Source organism: Sphingomonas sp. J344 (assembly GCF_024700005.1).
In the GTDB taxonomy this organism is placed as follows: Bacteria; Pseudomonadota; Alphaproteobacteria; order Sphingomonadales; family Sphingomonadaceae; genus Sphingomonas.
The window spans coordinates 2,029,630-2,053,331 of sequence record NZ_JAJONB010000001.1; the positions used below are offsets into that span (position 1 = coordinate 2,029,630).

The 23,702-nt window shown below is 66.2% G+C and carries 17 protein-coding genes and 1 pseudogene; 15 read left to right on the forward strand and 3 right to left on the reverse strand.

The genetic code is table 11. The features are described from left to right. Window positions 1-86 precede the first annotated feature (86 nt). From LRS12_RS10330 to LRS12_RS10380, 12 genes and pseudogenes are all read left to right on the forward strand, one after another. Window positions 87-878, forward strand: a complete 792-nt coding sequence (locus LRS12_RS10330) for a 2-keto-4-pentenoate hydratase (RefSeq protein ID WP_257844503.1) — start codon at window positions 87-89, stop codon at window positions 876-878. Window positions 879-891: 13 nt separating this feature from the next. After that, entirely contained in the window at window positions 892-2,085 is a 1,194-nt protein-coding gene (locus LRS12_RS10335) for an MFS transporter (protein WP_308223000.1), read from the forward strand. Then, the gene (locus tag LRS12_RS19985) at window positions 2,057-2,197 is read left to right on the forward strand and encodes a hypothetical protein (protein ID WP_308223001.1); all 141 of its coding nucleotides are present in this window, start codon (window positions 2,057-2,059) and stop codon (window positions 2,195-2,197) included. The genes LRS12_RS10335 and LRS12_RS19985 overlap by 29 nt, the downstream gene beginning before the upstream one ends. A gap of 105 nt (window positions 2,198-2,302) precedes the next feature. Continuing rightward, the gene (locus tag LRS12_RS10340) at window positions 2,303-2,683 is read left to right on the forward strand and encodes a MarR family winged helix-turn-helix transcriptional regulator (protein ID WP_308223002.1); all 381 of its coding nucleotides are present in this window, start codon (window positions 2,303-2,305) and stop codon (window positions 2,681-2,683) included. 153 nt (window positions 2,684-2,836) lie between these two features. After that, the gene (locus LRS12_RS10345; protein WP_257844504.1) at window positions 2,837-4,933 is read left to right on the forward strand and encodes a malate synthase G; all 2,097 of its coding nucleotides are present in this window, start codon (window positions 2,837-2,839) and stop codon (window positions 4,931-4,933) included. Window positions 4,934-5,004: 71 nt separating this feature from the next. Then, a pseudogene (locus tag LRS12_RS10350) lies at window positions 5,005-7,180 on the forward strand (autotransporter assembly complex family protein). Next, on the forward strand, window positions 7,180-11,373 hold the full coding sequence (locus tag LRS12_RS10355) for a translocation/assembly module TamB domain-containing protein (protein ID WP_257844505.1): 4,194 nt from the start codon (window positions 7,180-7,182) through the stop codon (window positions 11,371-11,373). The pseudogene LRS12_RS10350 and the gene LRS12_RS10355 overlap by 1 nt, the downstream one beginning before the upstream one ends. A gap of 86 nt (window positions 11,374-11,459) precedes the next feature. Beyond that, window positions 11,460-12,326: an aspartyl protease family protein gene (locus tag LRS12_RS10360; RefSeq protein ID WP_257844506.1), complete on the forward strand. Its 867-nt coding sequence runs from the start codon at window positions 11,460-11,462 to the stop codon at window positions 12,324-12,326. Between the two features lie 57 nt (window positions 12,327-12,383). Further along, the gene (locus tag LRS12_RS10365; RefSeq protein ID WP_257844507.1) at window positions 12,384-13,859 is read left to right on the forward strand and encodes an NAD(P)/FAD-dependent oxidoreductase; all 1,476 of its coding nucleotides are present in this window, start codon (window positions 12,384-12,386) and stop codon (window positions 13,857-13,859) included. Between the two features lie 66 nt (window positions 13,860-13,925). Beyond that, complete coding sequence (gene otsB, locus LRS12_RS10370; RefSeq protein WP_257844508.1) at window positions 13,926-14,690, forward strand: trehalose-phosphatase; 765 nt, start codon at window positions 13,926-13,928, stop codon at window positions 14,688-14,690. Then, the gene (locus tag LRS12_RS10375; protein ID WP_257844509.1) at window positions 14,687-16,483 is read left to right on the forward strand and encodes a glycoside hydrolase family 15 protein; all 1,797 of its coding nucleotides are present in this window, start codon (window positions 14,687-14,689) and stop codon (window positions 16,481-16,483) included. The genes otsB and LRS12_RS10375 overlap by 4 nt, the downstream gene beginning before the upstream one ends. Beyond that, window positions 16,480-17,895, forward strand: a complete 1,416-nt coding sequence (locus tag LRS12_RS10380) for a trehalose-6-phosphate synthase (RefSeq protein ID WP_257844510.1) — start codon at window positions 16,480-16,482, stop codon at window positions 17,893-17,895. Before LRS12_RS10375 ends, LRS12_RS10380 begins: the two co-directional genes overlap by 4 nt. Here the strand turns inward: LRS12_RS10380 and LRS12_RS10385 are convergent. From LRS12_RS10385 to hppD, 3 genes are all read right to left on the reverse strand, one after another. Then, window positions 17,892-18,248, reverse strand: a complete 357-nt coding sequence (locus LRS12_RS10385) for a Rieske (2Fe-2S) protein (protein WP_257844511.1) — start codon at window positions 18,246-18,248, stop codon at window positions 17,892-17,894. The two genes, LRS12_RS10380 and LRS12_RS10385, sit on opposite strands and share 4 nt — an antisense overlap. Then, window positions 18,245-19,525, reverse strand: coding sequence for a homogentisate 1,2-dioxygenase (gene hmgA, locus LRS12_RS10390; protein ID WP_257844512.1), 1,281 nt, complete (start codon window positions 19,523-19,525; stop codon window positions 18,245-18,247). Before hmgA ends, LRS12_RS10385 begins: the two co-directional genes overlap by 4 nt. A 136-nt stretch (window positions 19,526-19,661) precedes the next feature. Next, window positions 19,662-20,699: a 4-hydroxyphenylpyruvate dioxygenase gene (gene hppD, locus LRS12_RS10395; RefSeq protein WP_257844513.1), complete on the reverse strand. Its 1,038-nt coding sequence runs from the start codon at window positions 20,697-20,699 to the stop codon at window positions 19,662-19,664. A gap of 114 nt (window positions 20,700-20,813) precedes the next feature. Here hppD and LRS12_RS10400 point away from each other — a divergent pair, with 114 nt between their 5' ends. From LRS12_RS10400 to LRS12_RS10410, 3 genes are all read left to right on the forward strand, one after another. Further along, window positions 20,814-21,416 (forward strand): TetR/AcrR family transcriptional regulator, encoded by a 603-nt coding sequence (locus tag LRS12_RS10400; RefSeq protein ID WP_257844514.1) that lies wholly within the window; start codon window positions 20,814-20,816, stop codon window positions 21,414-21,416. Continuing rightward, complete coding sequence (locus tag LRS12_RS10405; RefSeq protein WP_257844515.1) at window positions 21,413-22,090, forward strand: hypothetical protein; 678 nt, start codon at window positions 21,413-21,415, stop codon at window positions 22,088-22,090. The genes LRS12_RS10400 and LRS12_RS10405 overlap by 4 nt, the downstream gene beginning before the upstream one ends. 105 nt (window positions 22,091-22,195) lie before the next feature. After that, complete coding sequence (locus tag LRS12_RS10410) at window positions 22,196-23,680, forward strand: tetratricopeptide repeat protein (protein WP_257844516.1); 1,485 nt, start codon at window positions 22,196-22,198, stop codon at window positions 23,678-23,680. The last annotated feature ends 22 nt before the right edge of the window (window positions 23,681-23,702 follow it).

Consider the following 23,702-nt stretch of genomic DNA (forward strand, 5'->3'; position numbering starts at 1 on the left):
TCTAATTTGCGCCTTCAGTAACCGGCGCCTTGATATTGACACCGGTTTCCTTTAGCGATGCAGCCGAGAACAGAAGTGAGGGGTGGATGAGCGACCTGGACGTGATTGCGGAGGCTTTTGTCGCCGCGCGCCGCGATGCCCGCGGACTCCCCGACTATCCCGGCGCGGTCCCCGCCACGCTTGCCGAAGCCTATGCGATTCAGGACCGCGCGCTGGCGCTGGCCGGTGCCGAGGTTGCCGGGTGGAAGGTCGGACGAATCAATCCGCCACTCGATGCCCAGTTGGGCACCAACCGCCTCGCCGGGCCGATCTTCGCCCCGTTCGTGCATGGCGACGAACCCGCGCCGGCAATGCCGATCTTTGGCGAAGGGTTCGGCGCTGCGGAGGCGGAGTTCCTGCTGCGCATCGGCACCGCACCCGATCCGGCCAAGACCAGCTACACGCTCGACGAGGCCTCCGAGCTGATCGACGCGGTGCATGTCGGGCTGGAGATCGCCAGCTCACCCTTCCCGGGTATCAACGCCCATGGTCCGCTGGTCACCATTTCGGACTTCGGCAACAATCACGGCTTGGTCGTGGGCGCCGCCATCGCGGACTGGCGCAATTCGGGGTTTCTCGACTGGCCGGTGACGCTGAGCATCGACGGGGTCGAGATCGGTGCCGCGACCGCGCGCACGATGCTCGACGGCCCGGTCGGCGCGGCACGCTTTCTGTTCGAAACGATGGCGGCGCGCGGCATCGCATTGCGGCCGGGGCAGTGGATTTCGTCGGGGGCCGTTACCGGCGTCCATGAAGTCTCGCCAAGCTCGGAAGTTACTGCCACGTTCCGCGACATGCGGGTGAGCTGCACGATCGAGGCCGCCAGACCCGCTTTATAAAGGGAGAAGATGCATGGAAGCGACGCAGGCCGATAGCGGCGGCGCCCCGCCCCGCGCGGCACCGGTCCGGAGCGGCCGTTATCGATGGATGATCATCGCGATCCTCTTCTTCGCGACCACGGTCAATTACATCGACCGCACCATGTTGGGCCTGCTTGCCCCCGATCTGGGCAAGGAACTGGGCTGGAACGAGAATGACTATGGCAACATCGTCACCGCGTTTCAGGCGGCCTATGCGCTCGGTTTCCTGCTCATGGGCTGGCTGGTCGACCGGTTCGGGCCCAAGATCGGCTATGGCATCGCGATCACCGTCTGGACGATCGGCCATGTGATGCACGGCTTCGCCAGCTCGGTCGCGTCGTTCATGGCAGCGCGCATCGTGCTGGGCGTGGGTGAGGCGGGGCATTTCCCCTCGGTCGTCCGCGCGAGCAGCGAGTGGTTCCCGCAAAAGGAACGGGCCTATGCGATCGGCTGGGTCAATTCGGCGACGACGATCGGCGTGATCCTGACGGCGCCGACGTTGTGGCTGTTCATGACCTGGATGGGCTTCGACTGGCGCGAGACGTTCATCTATTCGGGCCTGTTCGGGGTCGTGCTGCTGCTGCTGTGGATCAAATTCTACAGCAATCCGCGCGAAAGCGGACGGGTGAGCGAGGGCGAGCTCGCCTGGATCGAGCATGACCCGCCCGAGCAGATCGAGAAGATCGGCTGGAGCCGCGTGGTGCGGCTGCGTGAGGCGTGGGCATTCGCCGTCGCCAAGTTCCTGACCGACCCGGTCTGGTTCCTGATGCTGTTCTGGCTGCCGAAATATTTCGCCAGCACCTATGACGTCGATCTCAAGGTCGTGCTGTTGCCGATGATCGTCATGTATCTGCTCTCTGACGTGGGCAGCATCGCGGGCGGTTGGCTGTCGTCGAACCTGATCCATCGCGGCTGGACTCCGAATGCGGCGCGCAAGGTGACGATGATCATCGCGGGCGGGTGCGTCCTCCCGCTGCTGTTCGTGACCCAGCTTGAGAATATGTGGCTGGCGGTCGCGCTGATCGGGCTGGCGCTGGCGGGGCACCAGGCATTCTCGACCAATTTGCTGTCGCTGCCGCCGGACATGTTCCCCAAGCGCGCGGTCGGGTCGGTGATCGGGCTGGGCGGCTTTTGCGGCGGTGTCGGGGGGCATGATCATGGCCAAGTCGACCGGTCTCGTGCTTGACGCGACCAACGGCAATTACACGCTGATCTTCGCGGCGTGCACGGTGGTCTATTTCCTTGCTGTCGGGGCGATCCACCTGCTCTCGCCGCGACTGACCCGCGTGTCGGTCTGACAAGATGTGCCGGGCACGGGACATTTCATGTCCCTGCCCGGCATTTTCGCGCAATGAAGCATTGCTAACATTGCATCGTACCCGCGAACGCGGCATCACTGTCCTATGACGGCAACACTCAAGCTCGACGCCTTTCTGCCCTACCGGCTCTCGGTCGCCTCGAACCGCGTGTCGGGGACGATCGCCGGTGCCTATCAGGCGCGGTTCGGGCTGCGCATTCCCGAATGGCGGCTGGTCACGGTGCTGGCCGAGTTCGGGTCGATGAGCCAGCAGGCACTGTGCGGGCGCACGCAGATGGACAAGGTGACGGTCAGCCGCGCGGCAATCTCGCTGCATGAACGCGGGTTGGTAACGCGCACCCCCCAATCCGGACGACCAGCGCTCGCATCTGCTCGACCTGAGCCCCGAGGGGTGGGCGCTCTACCGTCAGATCGCACCCCAGGCGCTGGAGTTCGAACGCCGCATCTTCGCCAGCCTCAACGATGAGGAGCAGGCGCAACTGCGCAAGATGCTTGAACGGGTCGAGGCAGCAGCGGCAGCTATCTCGCCGGGTTTCTAGCCCCTTGATCCCGGCCACCATCCTCGCCTAATCGGACCATCCCTCCCCAGGGCAGTCGATTTGCTAGCCAGGAGGATTCCATGACCGCTTACCAGACCCGCGCCGGGCTTTCGGTCGCCGCACCGCTCGTCGCGTTCGTCGAGGAGCGGGTGCTGCCGCCGCTGGGCATCGCCGCCGACGACTGGTGGGCTGGCGCAGCGGAGATTTTCGCGCGCTTCGCCCCGCGCAACCGTGACCTGCTCGCACGGCGCGAGGATCTTCAGGGGCAGATCGATGATTGGTGCGCCGCGGACCCTGTGCGGGCGACCGACCCGGCGGCGCAAGAGGCGTTTCTGCGCGCGATCGGTTATCTCGCGCCCGAGCCCGGTGACTTCATGATCGGTACCGCCAATGTCGATGCAGAGATCGCGACGATGGCGGGGCCGCAGCTGGTCGTGCCCGCGCTCAACGCCCGCTTCGTGCTCAACGCCGCCAATGCGCGCTGGGGAAGTCTGTACGACGCGCTCTACGGCACCGATGCGCTGCCCGGTGCGGCGAAGTCGGGTGGGTACGACGCGGAACGCGGGGCGCAGGTGATCGCGGCGGCGAAGGCGTTTCTCGACGCGGCGGTGCCGCTGAGCGGCATGGAATGGGCGGAGTTTGCTGGCGGTGACCTGCCGCTCGCGGATCCGGGGCAGTTCATTGGCACGCGCGACGAATCGATGCTGTTCGCTCACAACGGCCTGCATATCGAGGTGGTGGTTGACCGCGCCCATCCGATCGGCGCGAGCGACCCGGCCGGCATTGCCGATGTGCTGCTCGAGGCCGCGCTCACCGCGATCGTCGACCTTGAGGATTCGATCGCGGCGGTCGATGCCGAGGACAAGGTCGCGGCCTATGCCAACTGGCTCGGCCTGATGCGCGGAGAGCTGACCGAGACCTTCGCCAAGGGCGGCCAGACGCTGACCCGTACCCTTGCCGCCGACCGCGTCTATCAGCGCCCCAACCAGAGCGACCTGACGCTGCCGGGCCGCAGCCTGTTGTTCGTGCGCAATGTCGGGCACCTGATGACCAACCCGGCGGTGATGATCGCGGATGAGGAGGCACCCGAGGGCATTCTCGACGCGATCATCACCAGCACCATCGCGTTGCACGATCTCAAGGGGCTGGGCCGCTTCCGCAACAGCCGCACGGGCAGCATCTACATCGTCAAGCCCAAGATGCACGGGCCGGACGAATGCGGCTTCACCAACGATCTGTTCGATGCGGTGGAGGATCTGCTGGGCCTCGCCCGTCACACGATCAAGGTCGGGGTGATGGACGAGGAGCGGCGGACCAGCGCCAACCTGGCCGCGTGCATCCATGCGGTGCGTGATCGCATCGCGTTCATCAACACCGGATTCCTCGACCGCACCGGGGACGAGATTCACACGTCGATGCGCGCCGGGCCGATGATCCCCAAGGCGGAGATGAAGGGGAGCGCCTGGATCAAGGCCTATGAGGATCGCAATGTCCGCATCGGCCTCAAGCACGGCCTGTCGGGCAAGGCGCAGATCGGCAAGGGCATGTGGGCCGCGCCCGACCGCATGGCCGACATGATGGAGCAGAAGATCGGCCATCCGCTGAGCGGCGCGAACACCGCCTGGGTGCCGTCGCCCACCGCCGCGACGCTGCACGCGATGCATTACCACCAGGTCGATGTCTTTCGGCGCCAGCGCGAGATTGCGGGGGAGGCGGTGCCCGCGCTGCGCGATCTGCTGACCATTCCGGTGGCGCAGGGGCGCAACTGGACGGAAGAGGAAGTCGCGCGCGAGCTCGACAACAACGCGCAGGGCATCCTCGGCTATGTCGTGCGCTGGATCGACCAGGGGGTCGGCTGTTCGAAAGTCCCCGATATCCACGATATCGGCCTGATGGAGGACCGCGCGACGCTGCGCATATCCTCGCAGCATATCGCCAACTGGCTGCTCCACGGCGTCGCGACGGAGGCGGACGTCGATGCGGCGTTCGCGCGAATGGCGGCGAAGGTCGATGCGCAGAATGCGGGCGACCCGGTCTATCGGCCGATGGGGGGCAATCCCGACGGCCTCGCGCTGCAGGCGGCGCGGGCATTGGTGTTCGAAGGGGTGACGCAGCCGAGCGGCTATACCGAGCCATTGCTTCACGCCTGGCGCGCGCGCGCAAAGGCGCGCGGCTAAGCCTCAGTCCGTATTGAACCTTCCCGACGCTGGCACGTTGCGCTAGCGGTCGGGGTGCGTGCTGTCTCCAAATGGCGCGATCCCATTGGGAGGTCAGGGGTATTTCGGGCGTGAGGCTGTTGATTCTGCTGCTGGCGAGCAGCGCGCTCGATCCGGGTATCGCGCGCGCGCAGATCGACAGCGGCGCGGGGAAACCCGGTCAGGGTGCGCCTGCCGAAGACCCCAAGACGCTGGAACGCGAAGCCGAGCGGCGCGCGCAGGGGCAGAGCGAGAAGCCAATCGTCGCCGACGATGAATTTTCCGAGGCGCTTCCGCCACTGTCCGGCGACATGGATGCGCCGCTGGAGCAGATGGTGCCGCCGGCAGGCCCCGTCACCCCGATCGAGCCGATCGAGGACGCGCCTCCGCTCGACGATGCTGGCAGCGAGGCTGAGATCGCTGCGCCGCTGCCGCCGCTGTCGGCATTCGACACCACGCCCATTGCCGAGCCGGTGGCGGGCAATGACGAGGCGGCGGTCGAGATCCGCTATGCCATCCGCGTTACCGGGCTGGATGAGATCGGGCTTGAGGATCAGTTCCGCGACCTGTCCGCCCTGGAGGACGGCGACGGAGTCGCCGCCAATGCCGCGATCATCGGCGCGCGTGCTCGCGAGGATGAGGGGCTAGCGGTGCGGCTGATGAAATCGCTCGGCTATTATGATGCGACCGCCGTCTCGACCATCGAACAGACGCCGCAGGGCGATCGGCCGGTAACCGCGACGGTCGCCGCGGTGCCGGGGCCGCTCTACACGTTGGGCGAAATTCGGGTCGAGGCAGAGCCGACCGTGCCGGCGACGCTGATCGCCGACAATCTGAAGCTGCGAACGGGTGAGCCGATCGATGCCGTGCGGGTGCAGGCGGCGGAAGCTGCGGTCAGTGTCGCGCTGCCCCAGACCGGCTATCCTTTTGCCGAAGTCGGTCAGCGCGACATCCTGCTCGACGAGACGACCCGCACCGGGGACTATACGCTCCCGGTCAGCATCGGCCCGCGCGCGCGCTTTCGCGGGATCCGCATTGAGGGCGATCCGGTGCTCGCGCCCGACCATATCGATGTGCTGACCCGGTTCGACCGGGACGATCTGTACGACAGCCGCAAGGTCGACGATCTCCGCGACGCGCTGATCGCAACCAGCCTGTTTTCCACCGTTTCGGTCGAGCCGGTGAAGACCGGCGAAGCCAATTCCGACGGCACCGAGGCGGTCGACCTGCTGGTGCGACAGACCAAGGGGCCGCCGCGTACCCTGGCGGGCGAAGTGGGCTTCAGCACCGGCCAGGGGTTCCGGGCCGAGATAAGCTGGACTCATCGCAACTTGTTCCCGCCCGAAGGCGCGCTGATCGCGACCGGAGTGCTCGGCACGCAGGAACAGGGCGCGTCGGCGACCTTCCGTCGATCCAATGCCGGACGGCGTGACCGGACGTTTCAGATCGTGGCGTCCGCGCTGCGTTCCGATGTCGCGGCATTCACCGGCCTGACCGGCACGCTGTCGGCGCGCGTTTCCTACGACTCGACCCCGATCTGGCAGAAGAAGCTGACCTATGCCTATAGCGTCGAGCTGGTCGGCACGAGCGAGGACCGGTTCGACTTTGCGCGCGGCGCGCGTGAGCGGGGGGTCTATTTCATCGCAGCGCTACCGCTGTTCGCCGGGTGGGATCAGTCGGACAATCTGCTGAACCCGACGCGCGGCTGGCGATTGAAGCTGAACGTCAGTCCCGAAACATCGGTGCGCGGCACCGCGCGACCCTATGCCCGGGCGATGGCGGAGGGGACGATCTATTACCCCGTCACCGACAGCATCGTGCTCGCCGGGCGGGCACGATTCGGGACGATCCAGGGGGATTGACCGCAACGACCTCGCCCCGTCACGGCGCTACTACGCCGGGGGTGGCGGATCGGTGCGCGGCTTTGGCTATCAGGAACTTGGCCCGCGCGGTCCCGACGACAAGCCGATCGGCGGGCGCAGTTTCAACGAATTCGCGATCGAGGCGCGCTATCGATTCGGCAATTTCGGGATCGTGCCGTTCCTAGACGCGGGACAGGTCTATGAGGACTCCATGCCGCAACTCAGCAGGTTGCGGTTCGGCGCAGGGATTGGCGGGCGCTTCTACACCAATTTCGGTCCGATGCGGCTCGACGTCGCGACGCCGATCGCGCGAAAGCCAGGTGAGAGCAAGATCGCGCTCTATATCTCGATCGGTCAGGCGTTCTGATGACCGACGAAGCACCCGCGCCCGAAGTTGTCGTCGTGCAGCGCCCGACGTGGCAAATCGTGGCCAAGTGGGGCGCGATCGGACTGGGCGGTCTGGTCGCATTGCTGCTCGCTGCAGCTGCGATCCTCGATACGGGGGTCGGGCATCGTTTCGTCGCCGACCGGGTGGCGGCCTATACCACGGCATCGGGCCTCAACGTCAAAGTCGGGCGGATCGAGGGTTCGATTTATGGCGCGATGGTGCTGCGCGACGTGCGGGTGAGCGACCCCAAGGGCGTGTTCGTGACTTCGCCGCGGGTCGCGGTCGACTGGCGTCCGTTCGCGTTCCTCAACAACCATGTCGATATCCGCTCGGCAACCAGCCCGCTGGTGCGCGTGACGCGGATGCCCGAACTGAAACCCGGCGATCCCAATGCGCCGTATTTGCCCGATCTCGATATCGACATTGCGAAGCTGTCGATCGACCGGCTGGTCTTGGAGGCACCGGTCGCGGGCCGTCGGCACGTCGCGACGCTGGCCGGTGAGGCCAAGATCGCTGATCGCCGCGCGCGGGTGATCGTCAATGGGCGGACGCTCGGAACATCGGGTGGCGACCGATTGGCGCTCGTCCTCGATGCGGTGCCGGACGACGACAAGCTCGACCTGCGCGCGGAATTGAACGCGCCGGTCGGCGGGCTGGTCGCGGGGCTCGCCGGGCTCGAAGCGCCGCTTGCGGTGCAACTGCGCGGCGCGGGCAGCTGGTCCAACTGGCAGGGGCGCGCAATCGGGCGGCTGGGCAACGACGAACTCACCAATCTGCGCATCGCCGCGCGGAGCGGTACGGTTCAGGTGCGGGGGACGGCGCAGCCCGGTCTCTACCTCAAGGGACCGGTCGAGCGGCTGAGCGCGGGCGGGATGCAGGTCGCGCTCGACGCGACGCTCGACCAGCGCCGCGCCGACACGAAGCTTCGGCTGCGGTCAAGAGCGATGGCGCTGATGACCAGCGGCACGATCGACCTTGGCCAGAGCCGGTTCGACCAGTTCCGGGTCGAGGCGATGCTGCTTACCCCCGGCGCGATCGCCCCCAATCTCAATGGTCGGTCGGTGGCAGGCGAAGTCGCGCTCAACGGCCCGTTCGCGACCCCGACGGTCGATTACAAGATCAAGGCCGCTGCGCTGGGATTTGGCGAGACCGTTGTCGAGCGGCTCTATGCCGAAGGTCTGGCGACGGTGAACGCCGACCGTATCCTGATCCCGGTCAGGGCGCAGGCAGCGCGGATTTCCGGCCTCAACGCGGCGGCGGGGGGCTTGCTGACCAATGTCACGCTGGCCGGCGATCTCGCGATTACCGGTGACCAGATCTTGTCGGAAAATCTGCGCATCCGGTCCGACCGGATCGACGCGACTGCAATTCTTGCCGCCGATGTGAGCACGGGCCGTTACACCGGTGCGCTCAGGGGCCGGGTCAATGATTACGAGATCGACGGCATCGGCATCGTCAATCTGGAGACCGACGCCGATCTTTACGCCGCCGCACAGGGCGGCTGGGGGATCAAGGGGCGGATCGTCGGGCGCAGCACGCGGCTGTTCAGCGATGGCGTGCGCAGTTTCCTCGGTGGCAATGCGGTGGCGCGGGTGTCGCTCGATTTCGGGCCGGACGGGATCGTGCGGTTCAGCGATCTGAAGGTCGCCGCGCCCTTGTTCCGCGTGATCCGCGGATCCGGGCGCTACGACCCCGCCGGGCCGCTCAGCCTGACCGCCGACGCCTGGTCGAACGCCTATGGCCCGATCACGGCGCGGGTGACCGGCAGCATGGCGAAGCCGGTGATCAATCTGCGCGCGCCGCGTCCGGGGCTCGGCGTCGGTCTGGCCGATCTTCAGGCGCGTGTGGTCGGCAACGATGGCGTCTATGCGGTCGATGCCAAGGGTGAGACGAGCTACGGCCCGTTTACCGCCGACGTGCTGCTTCGCACCGGTGCGCGGCTTGAGATCGACGTGCGCAGCGGGCGCTTTGCCGGGGCGGATTTCAAGGGTGAACTGGTCCAGACTGCGGCAGGGCCGTTCGATGGCGACCTGACCTTTGTCGGGTCAGGACTCGACGGGTCTGTCGCTCTGTCGGCGGCCGGCAAATATCAGCAGGCGGTGGTCCGGGCGACCGCGAACAACGCAAAGATCCCGGGCGACATGGAACTGACGATCGGTCGCGCGCTCATCAACGGCACCGCGATTCTCTATGACGACGCGCCCGCGATTACCGGCGAGGCGCAAGTGGCGAACCTGCGCAACGCGCAAATGACGCTGACCCGCGCGCGGGCGAAGATCGATTATCGCGGCGGTCGCGGCAGCGCACAGGCCTTTGCCGAAGGATCTTCGGCCGTCCCGTTCCGCATCGCGGCCAACGCCCGGTTCGAACCGGAGCTGTGGCGCGTCGCGCTGGCCGGGCGGGCAAACAATATCGGGTTCAAGACGGCGCAGCCCGCGCAGATCGCGGTGAGCGGATCGAGCTACACCCTTGCCCCCGCGCGGATCGATTTCGACAAGGGCAGCATGCGGCTGTCGGGCAATTGGGGGGAGGGGCTGCGCGTGCAGGCGCGGCTCGACAAGCTTGATCTGTCGCTCGCCAACGCGCTGTCGCGTACCGCTGGCCTGGGCGGCACGGTGACCGGCGCACTCGATTTCAGCCAGGCCAGCGACGCGACGTTCCCGCAGGCGATCGCGCGGCTCAACGTCGACGACTTCACCCGGTCGAGCCTGGGCGGCGTGTCGTCGCCCGTCGACATCGCGTTCGTCGGACGGTTGCTGCCTGATGGCGGTGATGCGCGCGCGCTGATCAAGCGCGGTGACACGACGATCGGGCGGATGGTTGCCAGTCTCCAGCCGCTCGGACCAGGCGCGGGCGGCTGGACGACGCGGCTGCTCGCGGCCCCGCTCTCGGGCGGCATCCGCTACAACGGCCCGTCTTCGGTGCTGTTCTCGTTGGCCGGGTTCGCCGATCAGAGCCTGGCCGGCCCGATCGCTGTCGCCGCTGATTTCTCCGGCCAGGTCCGCGCGCCGCAGCTCGCGGGACAGCTGCGCGCCGAAAAGCTGACCTATGAAAACGAGACCTGGGGCACGCGGCTGTCGCAAATGGCGGTGCAGGGGCGCTTCGACAATGACTCGCTGGAGATCGAACAGATTGAGGCGGTGGCGGGCAATGGCCGCCTGACCGGCTCGGGCACGATCGGCCTGTCGGCGGAACAAGGGTTTCCGATCGACCTGACCGTGCGTTTCCGCAACGCGCGCCTCGCCCGCAGCAATGCGCTCGGTGCCACCGCGACCGGGCAATTGCGCATCACCAACGGGCTCGATGGCGGATTGATCGAGGGGCGCATCATCATCCCCGAGGCGCGCTATCAGATTATCCGGCAAGGCGCTGCGGAGGTCCCCGAGCTCACCGGCGTCTATCGCAAGAGCGAACTGACCGAAGACGGCAAGCGTCCGACGCGGGTGAGGCCCGCGGGGATCTTCCGCCTCAATGTCAGTGTCGTTGCCGACAACCGGCTGTTCGTGAACGGCATGGGCCTCGAATCCGAATGGAGCGCGCGGATGCAGGTCACCGGCACCTCCGCCGCGCCGATCGTCACCGGTGAGGCGCGGGTGGTGCGTGGCACCTACAGCTTCGCCAGCCGCCGCTTCGAACTGACCCGCGGCATCGTCAGCTTCGAAGGCGGGCCGCTCGCGGATCCGCAGATCAATATCGGCGCGAGCACCACTGCCGAGGGTGTCACTGCCAACATCAACATCACGGGCAGCGGACAGGTGCCGCGCATCGCGTTCAGCTCGACCCCAAGTCTGCCGCAGGACGAGGTGCTCTCGCGCCTGTTGTTCGGCAGCTCGGTCACCAACCTCTCGGCGACCGAAGCGATCCAGCTCGCCGCTGCATTGAACTCGCTACGCGCGAGCGGCGGCGGCCTCAACCCGCTCGGCCAGCTCCGTTCGGCGGCGGGGATCGATCGGCTGCGCATCCTGGGCGAGGACGACACCACCGGGCGCGGCATGGCACTGGCGGCGGGGCAATATCTGACCGACGATATCTATGTGGAGATCATCACGGACGCGCGCGGTTTCACGGCGGTGCAGCTGGAGATCGCGCTGACCCGCGCGCTCAGCCTGTTGTCCGCGACCGGATCGTTCGGCGGATCGCGGGCGGGTCTCAAATATTCGAAAGACTATTGACCCTCCAGCCCCAAGCGTCATGGTCGACTAATACAGTTGATATCGAGCGGGGAAGCGTGGCGCGGACGGGAACTTGGAGCGGCGCTGTGGCGCTGGCCGGCGCATGCGTTGCGCCAGCGCATGCAGCGGATACTCCGATCGTCTGTGCGCTTGCCGAAACGGCGCGCACGGGGGCGGTGATCAGCGTGCCGTTCGAAACCGTCGATGGCCGCATCTACGTCACCGCCCGCGTCAACGGAAAGGGACCGTTCCGCTTTGCAGTCGATACCGGGGCGAGTGGTCTCGGACGCGCCGATGCACGGCTCGTGGCCGCGCTCGGCCTGACCGTCACCGGGAGCGGGCAGTCATCGGACGGGGTTGCCACCGCACAGGTCGATACGGTGTCCCTGGCGTCGCTCGAACTCGGCGGGCTTGCGCGCCGCGACCTCAGTGTCATCACCCGCGACTATAATGGCCGCATGTCGAAGGAAGCGGCGTTCGACGGGATCATCGGGCGCGACTTCTTCGCCGACGGGCTGCTCGTGATCGACTATCCCAATCGGCGCCTGACCTTCACCCGCACGGCAGGACTGCGACGCGACGCGCCCGGCGTGCTCGGCTATGCGCGCGCGTTCCGCGTGCCGGTGACGATCGGATCGGTGACGGTCGAGGGACAGCTGGATACCGGAGCGAACGTCGCGTTCGTCCTGCCCCAGTCGCTGTTCGAGCGGATCGGTGGCGGCGCGGTCACGGCAAGCGGTGAGGGCAGTCTGACCAACACCACGATCAAGACCGATCGCGCGACCGTTGCCGGCCCGTTCCGGATCGGCGCAGCATCGCTTGCCAATGTCGAAGTGCGCGTGTCCGATCGCTTTCCCGAACTGCTCGTCGGCGCGCATGCGCTCCAGAATTTCGCGCTGCTGATCGACCAGCGCACCGCCAGCGTCGCGCTCTGCCCCACCGACCGGGAATGACCGCGCCCCATTGCGCTCAACTTACACGCATGTAAGTATCGCCGCCGGGAGAGCGCGATGGCCGAGCATTTCGACGTGGTGGTGGTGGGCGCCGGGATATCCGGGATCGGCGCGGGCTATTTTCTCCAGCGCGACTGCCCCGACCGCTCCTATGTAATCCTCGAAGGGCGCGCGCGGTTGGGCGGGACATGGGACCTGTTCCGCTATCCCGGCATCCGCTCCGACAGCGACATGTACACGCTCGGCTACAGCTTCAAGCCGTGGACGGAGGCGAAGGCGATCGCCGACGGGCCGTCGATCCTGCGCTATCTCGACGAAACCGCGCGCGAACATGGCATCGACCGGCATATCCGCCACCAGCATCGCGTCGTCGCGGCTAGCTGGTCCACGCCTGACGCACACTGGACAGTGACGGTCGCGCGCGGGCCGGAGCAGGAGCGGGTCGAGTTCACCTGCAACTTCCTCTTCATGTGCTCGGGCTATTACAATTACGAGGCCGGCTATCTCCCGCATTTCGAGGGGCGCGAGGATTTCGCCGGGACGATCGTCCACCCCCAGCATTGGCCCGAGGGGCTTGATTATGCGGGCAAGCGTGTCGTCGTGATCGGGTCGGGCGCGACCGCCGTGACCCTGGTGCCGGAGATGGCGAAGGCGGCGGCGCATGTGACCATGCTCCAGCGCTCCCCCACCTATATCGTCTCGCGGCCGAGCGAGGACGGCATCGCCAACTGGCTGCGGCGGAAGCTGCCGGGCGGCATCGCCTATCGCCTGACGCGGACCAAGAATATCGCACTCGGCCAGTTCTTCTACCGGATCGCGCGCAAGAAACCCGAGAAGACGAAAGAGCGGATCGTCCAGATGGTCCGCGACGAGCTCGGCCCGGATTACGACGTCGCGACGCATTTCACGCCCAGCTACAATCCCTGGGACCAGCGCATCTGCCTCGTCCCCGACGCCGATCTGTTCGCCGCGATCCGTGAGGGGAAAGCGTCGGTGGTCACCGATCATGTCGAACGGTTCGAGAAGGGCGGCATCCGGCTCAAATCGGGCGAATTGCTGCCCGCCGACATCATCGTCACGGCGACCGGCCTCGACATGCAGCTGATGGGTGGAGTTCCGTTCAGCGTCGACGGGCAACGCGTCGATCCGGCGAAATCGCTGGGCTACAAGGCGATGATGTATTCCGACATTCCGAACCTCGCCTCGTCATTCGGCTATACCAATGCCAGCTGGACGCTGAAGTCGGACCTGACCTGTGCCTATGTCTGTCGCCTGCTCAACGCGATGAAGAAGCGCGGGATGCGACAGGTGACGCCACGCGTCGGGGCGGATGTGACGCAGGAGAATTTCCTGACCTTCACCTCCGGCTATGTCCAGCGCGCGATGGATCGCTTCCCCAAGCAGGGCGACAAGCGCCCATGGCGGGTGCACCAGAATTACACGCTCGACCTGATCGACCTGAAATTCGGCGGGATCGATGCGGGGATGGAGTTTTCCAACCCCGAACCGGCGCGGGTGCGCGAACCGGCCTGATCGGGTTTCTCCCGCATTGCAGCAGAAAATTCGGAACGATTGCGTTCCGGATGCATTGCCCCTGTGATGCCCAAGCTAGCGGAAATGGACACGGCGGCGCTGCTGGCACCGCCGCCGATGGATTTGGCGAACAACGCCAGCCTGTTCCTCGACTTTGACGGGACGCTGGTGGAAATCGCACAACGACCCGACGCGATAGAGGTCGATGCGCGGTTGCGCGGACTGATATCAGCGCTGGGCGCACGCTTCGACCGGCGGGTCGCGATCGTCAGCGGGCGCGGCGCGGAAGAGATCGACCTGTTGTTCGGCGGTGCAGGCTGCCCGATTGTCGGAAGCCATGGCGCGGAACTGCGCGGCGTCGAAGCGGCGGTGACACCGGAGCGCCCGGCTGCGCTGGATGCGGTGGCCGAGCGGTTCAGGTCGCTGGCCGACGCGATTTCGGGCGTGCTGGTCGAAGTAAAGCCGCTGGGCATCGGCCTTCACTATCGCGGCGCGCCCGATGCCGAAACGGCGTGCCGCGCGCTTGCCGAGGAACTGGCGGGGTCGACCGGCCTGACGCTGCAACGGGGCAAGATGGTGTTCGAACTGCGCGCGCCGGGCGACAAGGGCCGTGCGATCGCTGCGCTGATGGCGAGCCCGCCCTTTGCCGGTTCGCGTCCGATCTTTCTTGGCGACGACCTGACCGACGAGCCCGGCTTTGCAACCGCCGCGCGGCTGGGCGGCGCAGGGGTGCTGGTCGGCCCGGTGCGCCAGACCGAGGCGGTCTATCGCCTGCCCGATGTCGCCGCCGCGCTACGCTGGCTCGAGATGATCGTGAAGGACGCCGCATGAAACCCAATCTCGACCTGTGGCCGATCGGCAACTGCCAGGTCAGCGCGTTGATCGACCGCACCGGACGCTTCGTCTGGGCGTGCGTGCCCAAGGTGGACGGCGATCCGCTCTTCGCCTCGCTGCTCGATGGTCGCGACCCGCGCAGCGACGATGCGGTCGGACTGTGGGCGATCGACCTGGAGGACTGCGCCACCGTCGAGCAGCATTATCTGACCAACACCCCGATCCTGATCACGCGGATGACCGATAGCAACGGCAGCGCGATCGAGATCACCGATTTCTGCCCGCGGTTCGAGCGGCTGGGGCGGATGTACCGCCCGGTCGCCTTCGCGCGGATCGTGCGCCCGGTGGCGGGATCGCCGCGTATCTGTGTCCGCCTGCGCCCGACGCGCAACTGGGGCGATCCGGCGGTGCTGACCACGGCGGGATCGAACCATATCCGCTACCTGCTCGATGGCATGCAGCTGCGGCTGTCGACGAACGCTCCGGTAGGGCTGCTGATGGATGAGCGCTGCTTCCGGGTCGAACGACCACTGCACTTCTTCCTCGGTCCGGACGAGAGTTTCGCCGGCAACCTTGCGACGACAGTCGATGAGATGGCGGACTATACCCGCTATCACTGGCAGAACTGGGCGCGCGGGCTCGCCACGCCGTTCGAATGGCAGGATGTCGTGATCCGCAGCGCGATCACGCTGAAATTGTGCCAGCATGAGGAGACCGGCGCGATTGTCGCCGCGCTCACCACCTCGATCCCCGAACATGCGAACAGCGGGCGGAACTGGGATTATCGCTACTGCTGGATCCGCGACGCCTATTATACCGTCCAGGCGCTGAACCGTGTCGGTGCGCTCGACGTGCTGGAGGGCTATCTCGCCTATCTGCGCAACATCGTCGATCAGGCCAAGGGCGGGCATATCCAGCCGCTCTACGGCGTGCAGGGCGAATGCGTGCTGATCGAGAGCGAGGCACCGCGCCTCGCCGGCTATCGTGGCATGGGGCCGGTGCGGGTCGGCAACCTTGCCTATGAACAGGTCCAGCACGACGCCTATGGCCAGATCGTGCTGTCGAACGTCCAGGCGTTTTTCGACCAGCGGCTGTTCCGCATGGCGGGGCGCGAGGATTTCGACGCGCTGGCACGGGTCGGCGAGCGTGCGGTCGAACTGTTCGACAAGCCCGATGCCGGACTGTGGGAGCTGCGCACGCGCCAGAGCGTCCACACTTACTCCGCCGCGATGTGCTGGGCGGCGTGCGACCGCCTCGCCAATGCTGCCGAGCGGCTGGGCATGGAAAGCGAGCGCAGCGTCTGGCAGGAACGCGCCGACCGAATGCGTCGTGCGATCGAGGATGCGGCGTGGCGACCCGACACCAACCGCATGTCCGCGACCTTCAGCGGCGACGATCTCGACGCCAGCTTGATCCAGCTGCTCGACCTGCGCTTCATGGCGCCCGACGATGCGCGGTTTCGCGGTACGCTGGAGGCGGTCGAACAGGGCTTGCGGCGCGGCAGCCATATGCTGCGCTATGCGACCGAGGATGACTTCGGCCTGCCCGAAACCGCGTTCAACGTCTGCACCTTCTGGCTGATCGAAGCGCTGCACTTCACCGGGCGCGACGCCGATGCGCGCGCGCTGTTCGCGGAGATGCTCGAGCGCCGCACAGCCGCCGGGCTGCTGTCCGAGGATATCGACCCCGTCACTGGGGAATTATGGGGCAATTACCCCCAGACCTACTCGCTGGTCGGCATGATCAACTGCGCCGTCCTGCTGAGCAAACCCTGGAGCGCCATAAGATGAGCCGCCTGATCATTATCTCCAACCGCGTGTCCGCGCCCAAAGACTCCCATGCCGGTGCGCAGGGTGGCCTCGCCGTGGCATTGCAGGCGGCGATCCGCGAATTTGGCGGCATCTGGTTCGGCTGGTCGGGCGAGACAGTCGAGGAGTTTACCGGCCAGATCAACTTCCAGCGCGCGCAGGGCGTGACCACCGCGACCGTCGACCTCGAGGAACAGGATATCGAGGAATATTATAATGGCTACGCCAACCGGACGTTGTGGCCGCTCTTCCACTACCGCATCGACCTTGCCGAGTATGAGCGCGGCTTTGCCGGGGGATATCAGCGGGTGAATGAGCGCTTCGCCGACACGCTGCGCCCGCTGGTCGAGGGTGAGGATATATTGTGGGTGCAGGATTATCACATGTTCCCGCTCGGCCAGTGTTTGCGCGATCGCGGCGTCAAGAACCGCATCGGCTTCTTCCTGCACATCCCATGGCCCCCGCGCCGGTTGCTTGCGACGATGCCCGAGGCGCAGGAACTGGTGCGGACGATGTTCGCCTATGATCTGGTCGGCTTCCACACGATAGAATGGCTGGAGTCGTTTCGCGACTATGCGACCTATGAACTTGGTGCCACCGTCGAGGGGGACACGCTAAAACTGGATGGCCGCACCTTGCGCGCGATCGTCGCGCCGATCGGGATTGACTGCAAGGAGTTCGTGGCGGGAGCATCGACTCCCGCCGCCAAGCTCGCCTATCGCCGGATGCGCGACAGCGCGGTAGGGCGCGACATGATCGTCGGGGTCGACCGGCTCGATTATTCCAAGGGGCTGGAGGAGCGCTTCGCCGGTTACGAGCGCTTCCTCGCCGAACATCCCGAGGAGCGCAAGGAAGTGTTCCTGCTTCAGATCGCGCCGCCGTCGCGCGGGGCCGTCGAGAGCTACAAGAAGATCCGCACCGCGCTGGAGGGGCTGTCGGGGCAGATCAATGGCGCCTATGCCGATGTCGACTGGGTGCCGATCCGCTACGTCAACCAGGGCTATCCGCGCGACGTGCTGGCGGGCATTTACCGCGCGGCGCGGATCGGGCTGGTGACGCCGTTGCGCGACGGGATGAATCTGGTCGCGAAGGAATATGTCGCGGCGCAGGATCCCGAGGATCCCGGCGTGCTGATCCTGTCGCGCTTTGCCGGGGCGGCCGCGCAGCTCAAGGACGCGGTGCTGGTCAATCCCTATAGCGCCGACGAGGTATCCGACGCGATCATGCAGGCGCTGCGCATGGATCTGGGGGAGCGCAAGCGGCGCTGGCGGTCGATGATGGACAATGTCGAGGCGGAGGATGTCGTATGGTGGCGCAAGCTGTTTACCGACGCCCTGATGGGGAACGACACACCCGAACCGATCTCCGCCGACAATGACGCGGCGGCGGCTTAGACGGTGAAGATCGCACCGTCGCGGACTTCGAGCGGCCAGGGCGTGAGAGCCGCACCAGCGCACGGGCCGCCGACGCACTGTCCATCCTCGATCCGGAACAGCGCGCCATGCCAGCTGCACTGGATCATGCCGCCATCATCGGTGAGATAGGCATCGAGCTGCTGTGCCAGCGGCAAACCCATATGCGGGCAGCGATCGACATAGCCGCTAACCGCGTCACCCTCGCGCACCGCAAAGCCGTGGAATCGCCCCGCTTTCATCTCCAGCACGAAATTCCGCGCGGCACCGTCCGCGATCAGATCGAGCGGGCCCAGCCGGACGCCGGGCGGGGTCTGCGTCAGCCGCTCGCTCACCCGGGCAACTGCGCCTTCGGGAAGCCCGCCCAGGCCGCGTCATAGTCCGGTTGCGCCGTCTCCAACGCGAACTGCGTCGGCCGATAGGGCCAGCAGCTTTCGACCATAAACGCCATCGTGCCTTCGATCTTGTGCGGCTTGAGCTGGGCGTTGCTCGCCCCGTCCCAACTCGCGACATCGGGACCGTGGCCGGCCATCAGATTGTGGAGCGACAGCCCGCCGGGAACGAAGCCGTCGGCCTTGGCATCATAGGCACCGTGGATCAGCCCCATCGCCTCGCTCATCACGTTGCGGTGGAACCAGGGCGGGCGGAACGTGTCCTCGGCCACCATCCAGCGCGGCGGGAAGATCACGAAATCGGCGTTCGCCCGTCCCGGCACGTCGCTGGGCGAGGTCAGCACGGTGAAGATCGACGGGTCAGGATGGTCGTAGCTGACCGTATTCATCGTGTTGAACCGCGCCAGGTCGTAGCGCCACGGCGCGAGGTTGCCGTGCCATGCGACAACGTCGAGCGGGCTGTGGTCGATCGTCGTGGTCCACAGCTGGCCGAGCGACTTCTGGACGACCTCGAAAGTTTCGTCGCGATCCTCATACCACGCCGCCGGCGTCTCGAAATCGCGCGGGTTGGCAAGGCCGTTGGCACCGATCGGGCCGAGATCGGGCAGGCGGAACAGCGCGCCGTAATTCTCCGCGACATAGCCGCGCGCTTCGCCGTCCGGCAGCACTGCACGGAAGCGCACGCCGCGCGGGATCATCGCGATCTGGCCGGGCGCGATGTCGATCCGTCCGAGTTCGGTCAGCAGCGTCAGCCGCCCGGCCTGCGGAATGAACAGCAGTTCGCCATCGGCGTCAAAAAACACGCGGCGGTCCATATCGGCATTGGCGGCGTAGCGATGCACCGCGACGCCCTCAAGATCGGCGGGGTCGCGGGTGACCAGCATGCTCGTAATGCCATCGATCAGGTCGGTGCCAGGCGCGGGATCGGCGATCGGCCCCCAGCGCAGGCGGTTCGGCGCGAGCGGAGCCGGGTCCGGCTGCGGCACGAAGCGCGTGGCGCCTTCATAGGGCTCGAATGGCGGATGCTCGGCGCTCGGGCGCATGCGGTAGAGCCAGCTGCGACGATTCTCGTGCCGCGGCGCGGTGAAGGCGGTGCCGGAAAGCTGCTCGGCATAGAGGCCGTAAGCGGGCCGTTGCGGCGAATTGCGCCCGATCGGCAGTGCGCCCGCGACCGCCTCGGTCGAGACGTGATTGCCGAAACCCGGGAAATAGTCGGTCATAGGTCAGACCCTAAAGCGCGCTCTGGCGACTAGTCGGATGAGGGGGCGGTCTCAGGCCGCCTCCCTCATCCTCCTGCGTTCCTTCCCCCTTCGGAAGGTATGGGGCCGGTTGTCCCGGCTCTCCTCTCCAACCTCGTTACGCGTCGACCTTGATCACCCCTCTACGGATTTGATCGAGTTCGATCGACTCAAAAAGTGCCTGGAAGTTGCCGTTGCCGAAACCTTCATTGCCCTTGCGCTGAATGATCTCGAAAAAGATCGGGCCGAACATGTTTTCGGTGAAGATCTGCAACAGGATGCCCTCATCGCCGACATTGCCGTCGATCAGGATGCGGTTCTTCTTGAGGCGCTCCAGATCCTCGCCATGGCCGGGGACGCGCTTGTCGACCAGCTCGTAATAGGTCTCGATCGTGTCCTGCAGCTTGACCCCTCGTGCGCGCAGCCGCTCGACCGTGTCGTAGATGTCCGGGGTGGTCAGCGCGAGGTGCTGGATGCCCTCGCCATTATAGTCGCGGATGAACTCCTCGATCTGGCTCTTGTCGTCCTGGCTTTCGTTCAGCGGGATGCGGATCGCCTTGTCGGGGGCGATCATCGCCTGGCTGAACAGGCCGGTCGCCTGACCCTTGATGTCGAAGTACTTCTGTTCCTCGAACCCGAAGAGCGTCTTGTAGAATTCCGACCACACCCGCATCTGGCCACGCCGGACATTGTGGGTGAGGTGGTCGAGCAGGTCCAGCCCGACATTGTTGTCCGCCTCCGCCTGCTGCCAGCCGGGGATCTCTTCCCAATCGGCATAAAGGTCGGTGCCGTCCTGGATGAAGTAGAGATACGAGCCGCCGATGCCGATGATGCAGGTGTCGTCCTCGGCGGTGCGCTGCGCGCCGTTGTTCAGCGCCCACTCCATCGCGGCGACCGGATCGGCGACGCGGAACGCCATCGCGCTGGCCGAGGGGCCGTGCGCAGCGCGGAACTCGGCGACGCGGCCGGTTTCGTCGCGGTTGAGCATCAGGTTGATGCGCCCCTGCTTGAAGCGGGTGATATTCTTGGTCGGGTGGCGATGCGAGGGAACGAAGCCGAGCTGCTCGAACTGGCGCGCCATCGCATCGGGATCGGGCGAGGTGAATTCGACGAATTCGAAGCCGTTGAGGCCGAGGGGATTGGTCGGATCGGTCATGTCGAGGACTCCGCAGAAGTTGATCCCGCGTTACACCCCGGCGGCATTTGGTGTCAAATGTTACTAAATTGCGCGACCCTTGACCCATTCCAGTAAAAGTGACCATAGTCATTTATGACCATGGTCGGAATTCGCGAGCGCAAGCGGCTCAGTACCCGTGCCAGGATCATGGAATCGGCGTGCGACCTGTTTGCGGCGCGCGGGATCGAGGCGGTCACGGTCGAGGAGATCGCAGCGGCCGCCGATGTCGGCAAAGGCACCGTCTACAATTACTTCTCCGCCAAGGAGGACATCGCCGTCGCCTTCCTCATCGAGATCGACCGCAAGGCGCTCGATTCGATTGCGCTGCTCCCGGCGGACGGAATGAGCGTCGCCGATGCGCTGGATGCGGCGGCATGGTGCCTGCTCGAGCGAAAGCCGCCGTATCGGGCATTCGTCCGCGCGTTCATGGCGCGCGTCTTCGCGGCGGATCATTTCGCCTATGAGCTGGCCGAGTTCCAGGCGCAGCTCGACGAGGCGCTCGGCGCGCTGTTTGCACGGCTGCTGGCGCGGGCCGGCGCTCGGAAAGCGGTCTCGATCGACGAGCAGGTGATGTCGTTCAAGACGATGCATTTCGGGATCAGCGCGATCTGGGTGCTCGAAGGTCCGCCCTTCGCCGCGGCCCGGACGCTCACCCGGCGGCACATGACATTGCTGGCAAAAGGGATCGAACAATGATGGTCGCTTTATACCTGTTGCTCACCCTCGCGGCGATGGCGCTGGCGGGCTATGTCTCACCCGCGCGGGGGCGTCCGCTTGCGACCGCGCTGCTCGCGCTGGCCTGGGTCGTCGGCCAGTTCAACACGCTGATCGAGGCGGTGGTGTTCAGTGTCATGCCGCTGCGCGAGGCGCTGGTGCCAATGGGCGTCATGCTGGTGGTGCTGGCGCTGTTCGCCGCGCTCGCCGTGACGATCCTCGGCCGCTGGCGTGGCGCGGGTTCGGCGACGGTCGCACTCAGGGCCACGCCGCTGCGGCTGCTCGGCGTGATAGCCGCCTATATCGTCCTCTATTTCACGGCCGGGACGATCGCCTGGCCCCATCTCGCGCATTTCTACACGCCCGAGATGCTGCCGCCGCAATGGCTGGTCGCACTGCTGCAGGTGCCGCGTGCGCTGATCTTCGTCGCAGCGGCGTGGCTCTGGCTGCGTACCGGTCCGCGCGCTGCTCCGCTGGTGCTGGGACTTGCCTTTTCGGTGATCGGGGGCATCGCCCCGCTGCTTCCCGAGAATCCATATATGCCGGGCGATGTCCGGCTGGTTCACGCGATCGAGGTCGGAACGTCGAACTTCCTGTTCGGCATCGTCCTGGCCTGGCTGATCGGGCCGGTACGCGGTGCCGCCAGCGCGCGATAGATACCGGCACGGCGGCCCCAGCACGATATTCCAGTCCACCGATCCCGGCGTGTAGCGCTTGCATTGATCGGTCCGGAGCGCGAAGCTCGTTGCGAGGGGGACGGGATGATCTACCCATTGCTGCTCGCCGCCGCCGCGCTGACCATCCAGGATGCCGAACCGGCAGCGGTCGAGGTCGACGTGATCCAGACCAGCCCGGAATTTGACGCCGCGATGGATGCGGGCGATGCGCGCAAGGCACTCGCGCTGATCGAGCCGGATACGAAAGCGTGTATTGCCGCGAATGGCGGAGATGCGGCGACGCCCGAGCAACAGCGCCCCTGCATATTGCTGGTATCGAGCCTCGCAGTCGTCCTGGGCGAGGCTGGCCGAACGGCGGAGGCGGTGGCTGTCGCGCGCCGGGCCGTCGCGATCGGAGAGACGTTCGACGAATCGACCGGCATGTCGACGCTGGCCAACCTCACCCTGGGGGCCGCGCTGGAGCGGTTGGGGCGGCATGGCGAGGCGGAGCCGGCGTTCGTCGCAGCGCTGGCGAGTGCCGAGAAGATCCTGGCGGGCGACCCGGCGCTCGCCACTTACATCGGTCGTCGCGCGAACAATCTGGTGATGCTTGGTCGGCACGCCGAGGCTCTGCCGCTCGCGCGTCGTGCGGTCGAGATGGCAGGCGACACGATCGAAGGCGCGGTGTTCCGGATGATGGAAGGGGCGGCGCTGACGCGGCTCGGACGACTGACCGAGGCAGAGGCGACGCTGCGCATTTCGATCGCGCGGCTGTCGGCGCTGATGGGGCCGGGCGCGAGCCAGACAATCCGGTCGCGCGAGGCGCTGGCGCATTGCCTCGAGCAGCAGAATCGGACGCAGGAATCGGTCGCCCTGTGGCGGGAGGCGGTGGCGATGCGCCGCGCGGAGGGCGACAGCCCCGATCTGGCCGACAGCCTGTCGGGCCTGAGCGTCCTGCTGGTCCGCACCGGCGAATATCGCGAGGCGGAGGCAGCTGCGCGCGAGGCGCTCGCGGTTCGGCTGCGCTTCTTTGGGGAGGCGAGCAATTTCACCGGGCTGGCATATAATAATCTCGGTCTTGTCTTGCTGGAGTCGGGCCAGATCGAGGCGGCAGCGGAGATGCTTGGCCGGTCTGTCGAAGTGATCAAGGCGTCCGGCGTTGCAAATATAGACGAGATGATCGCGATCCTGACCAACCTTGCGACCGTCCTCGCCCGTCTCGGCGAAACCGGGCAGGCGATCGATGTGCAGCGCCAGGTGCTGAGCTATGCCGAGCGCGCCTTCGGGCCCGCACATGCGCGCGCGGTGATGGCGCGTAACAATCTGGCGGTCGCGTTGGGCGCTGCGGGTCGGCGCCGTGAGGCGATACCACTACTGGACGCCAATTATGCAGCAGCAAAGTCGCTCGGGGTGCAAGGACAACAGATCGCCGTGCAGTCCGCAGGAAGCCTTGCGGCGTTTGCGGACCAGGAAGGCGATTCCGCCAAGGCGCGCCTCTGGTATGCGCGCGCAGATGCCGACGCGCGTGCAGCGTTCCGTCCGGATCATGTCCAGCGCATCCTGCTGGGGGAAGCTATGGTGCCTTTCTGATCGGACAATCCGGCGCGCTGCC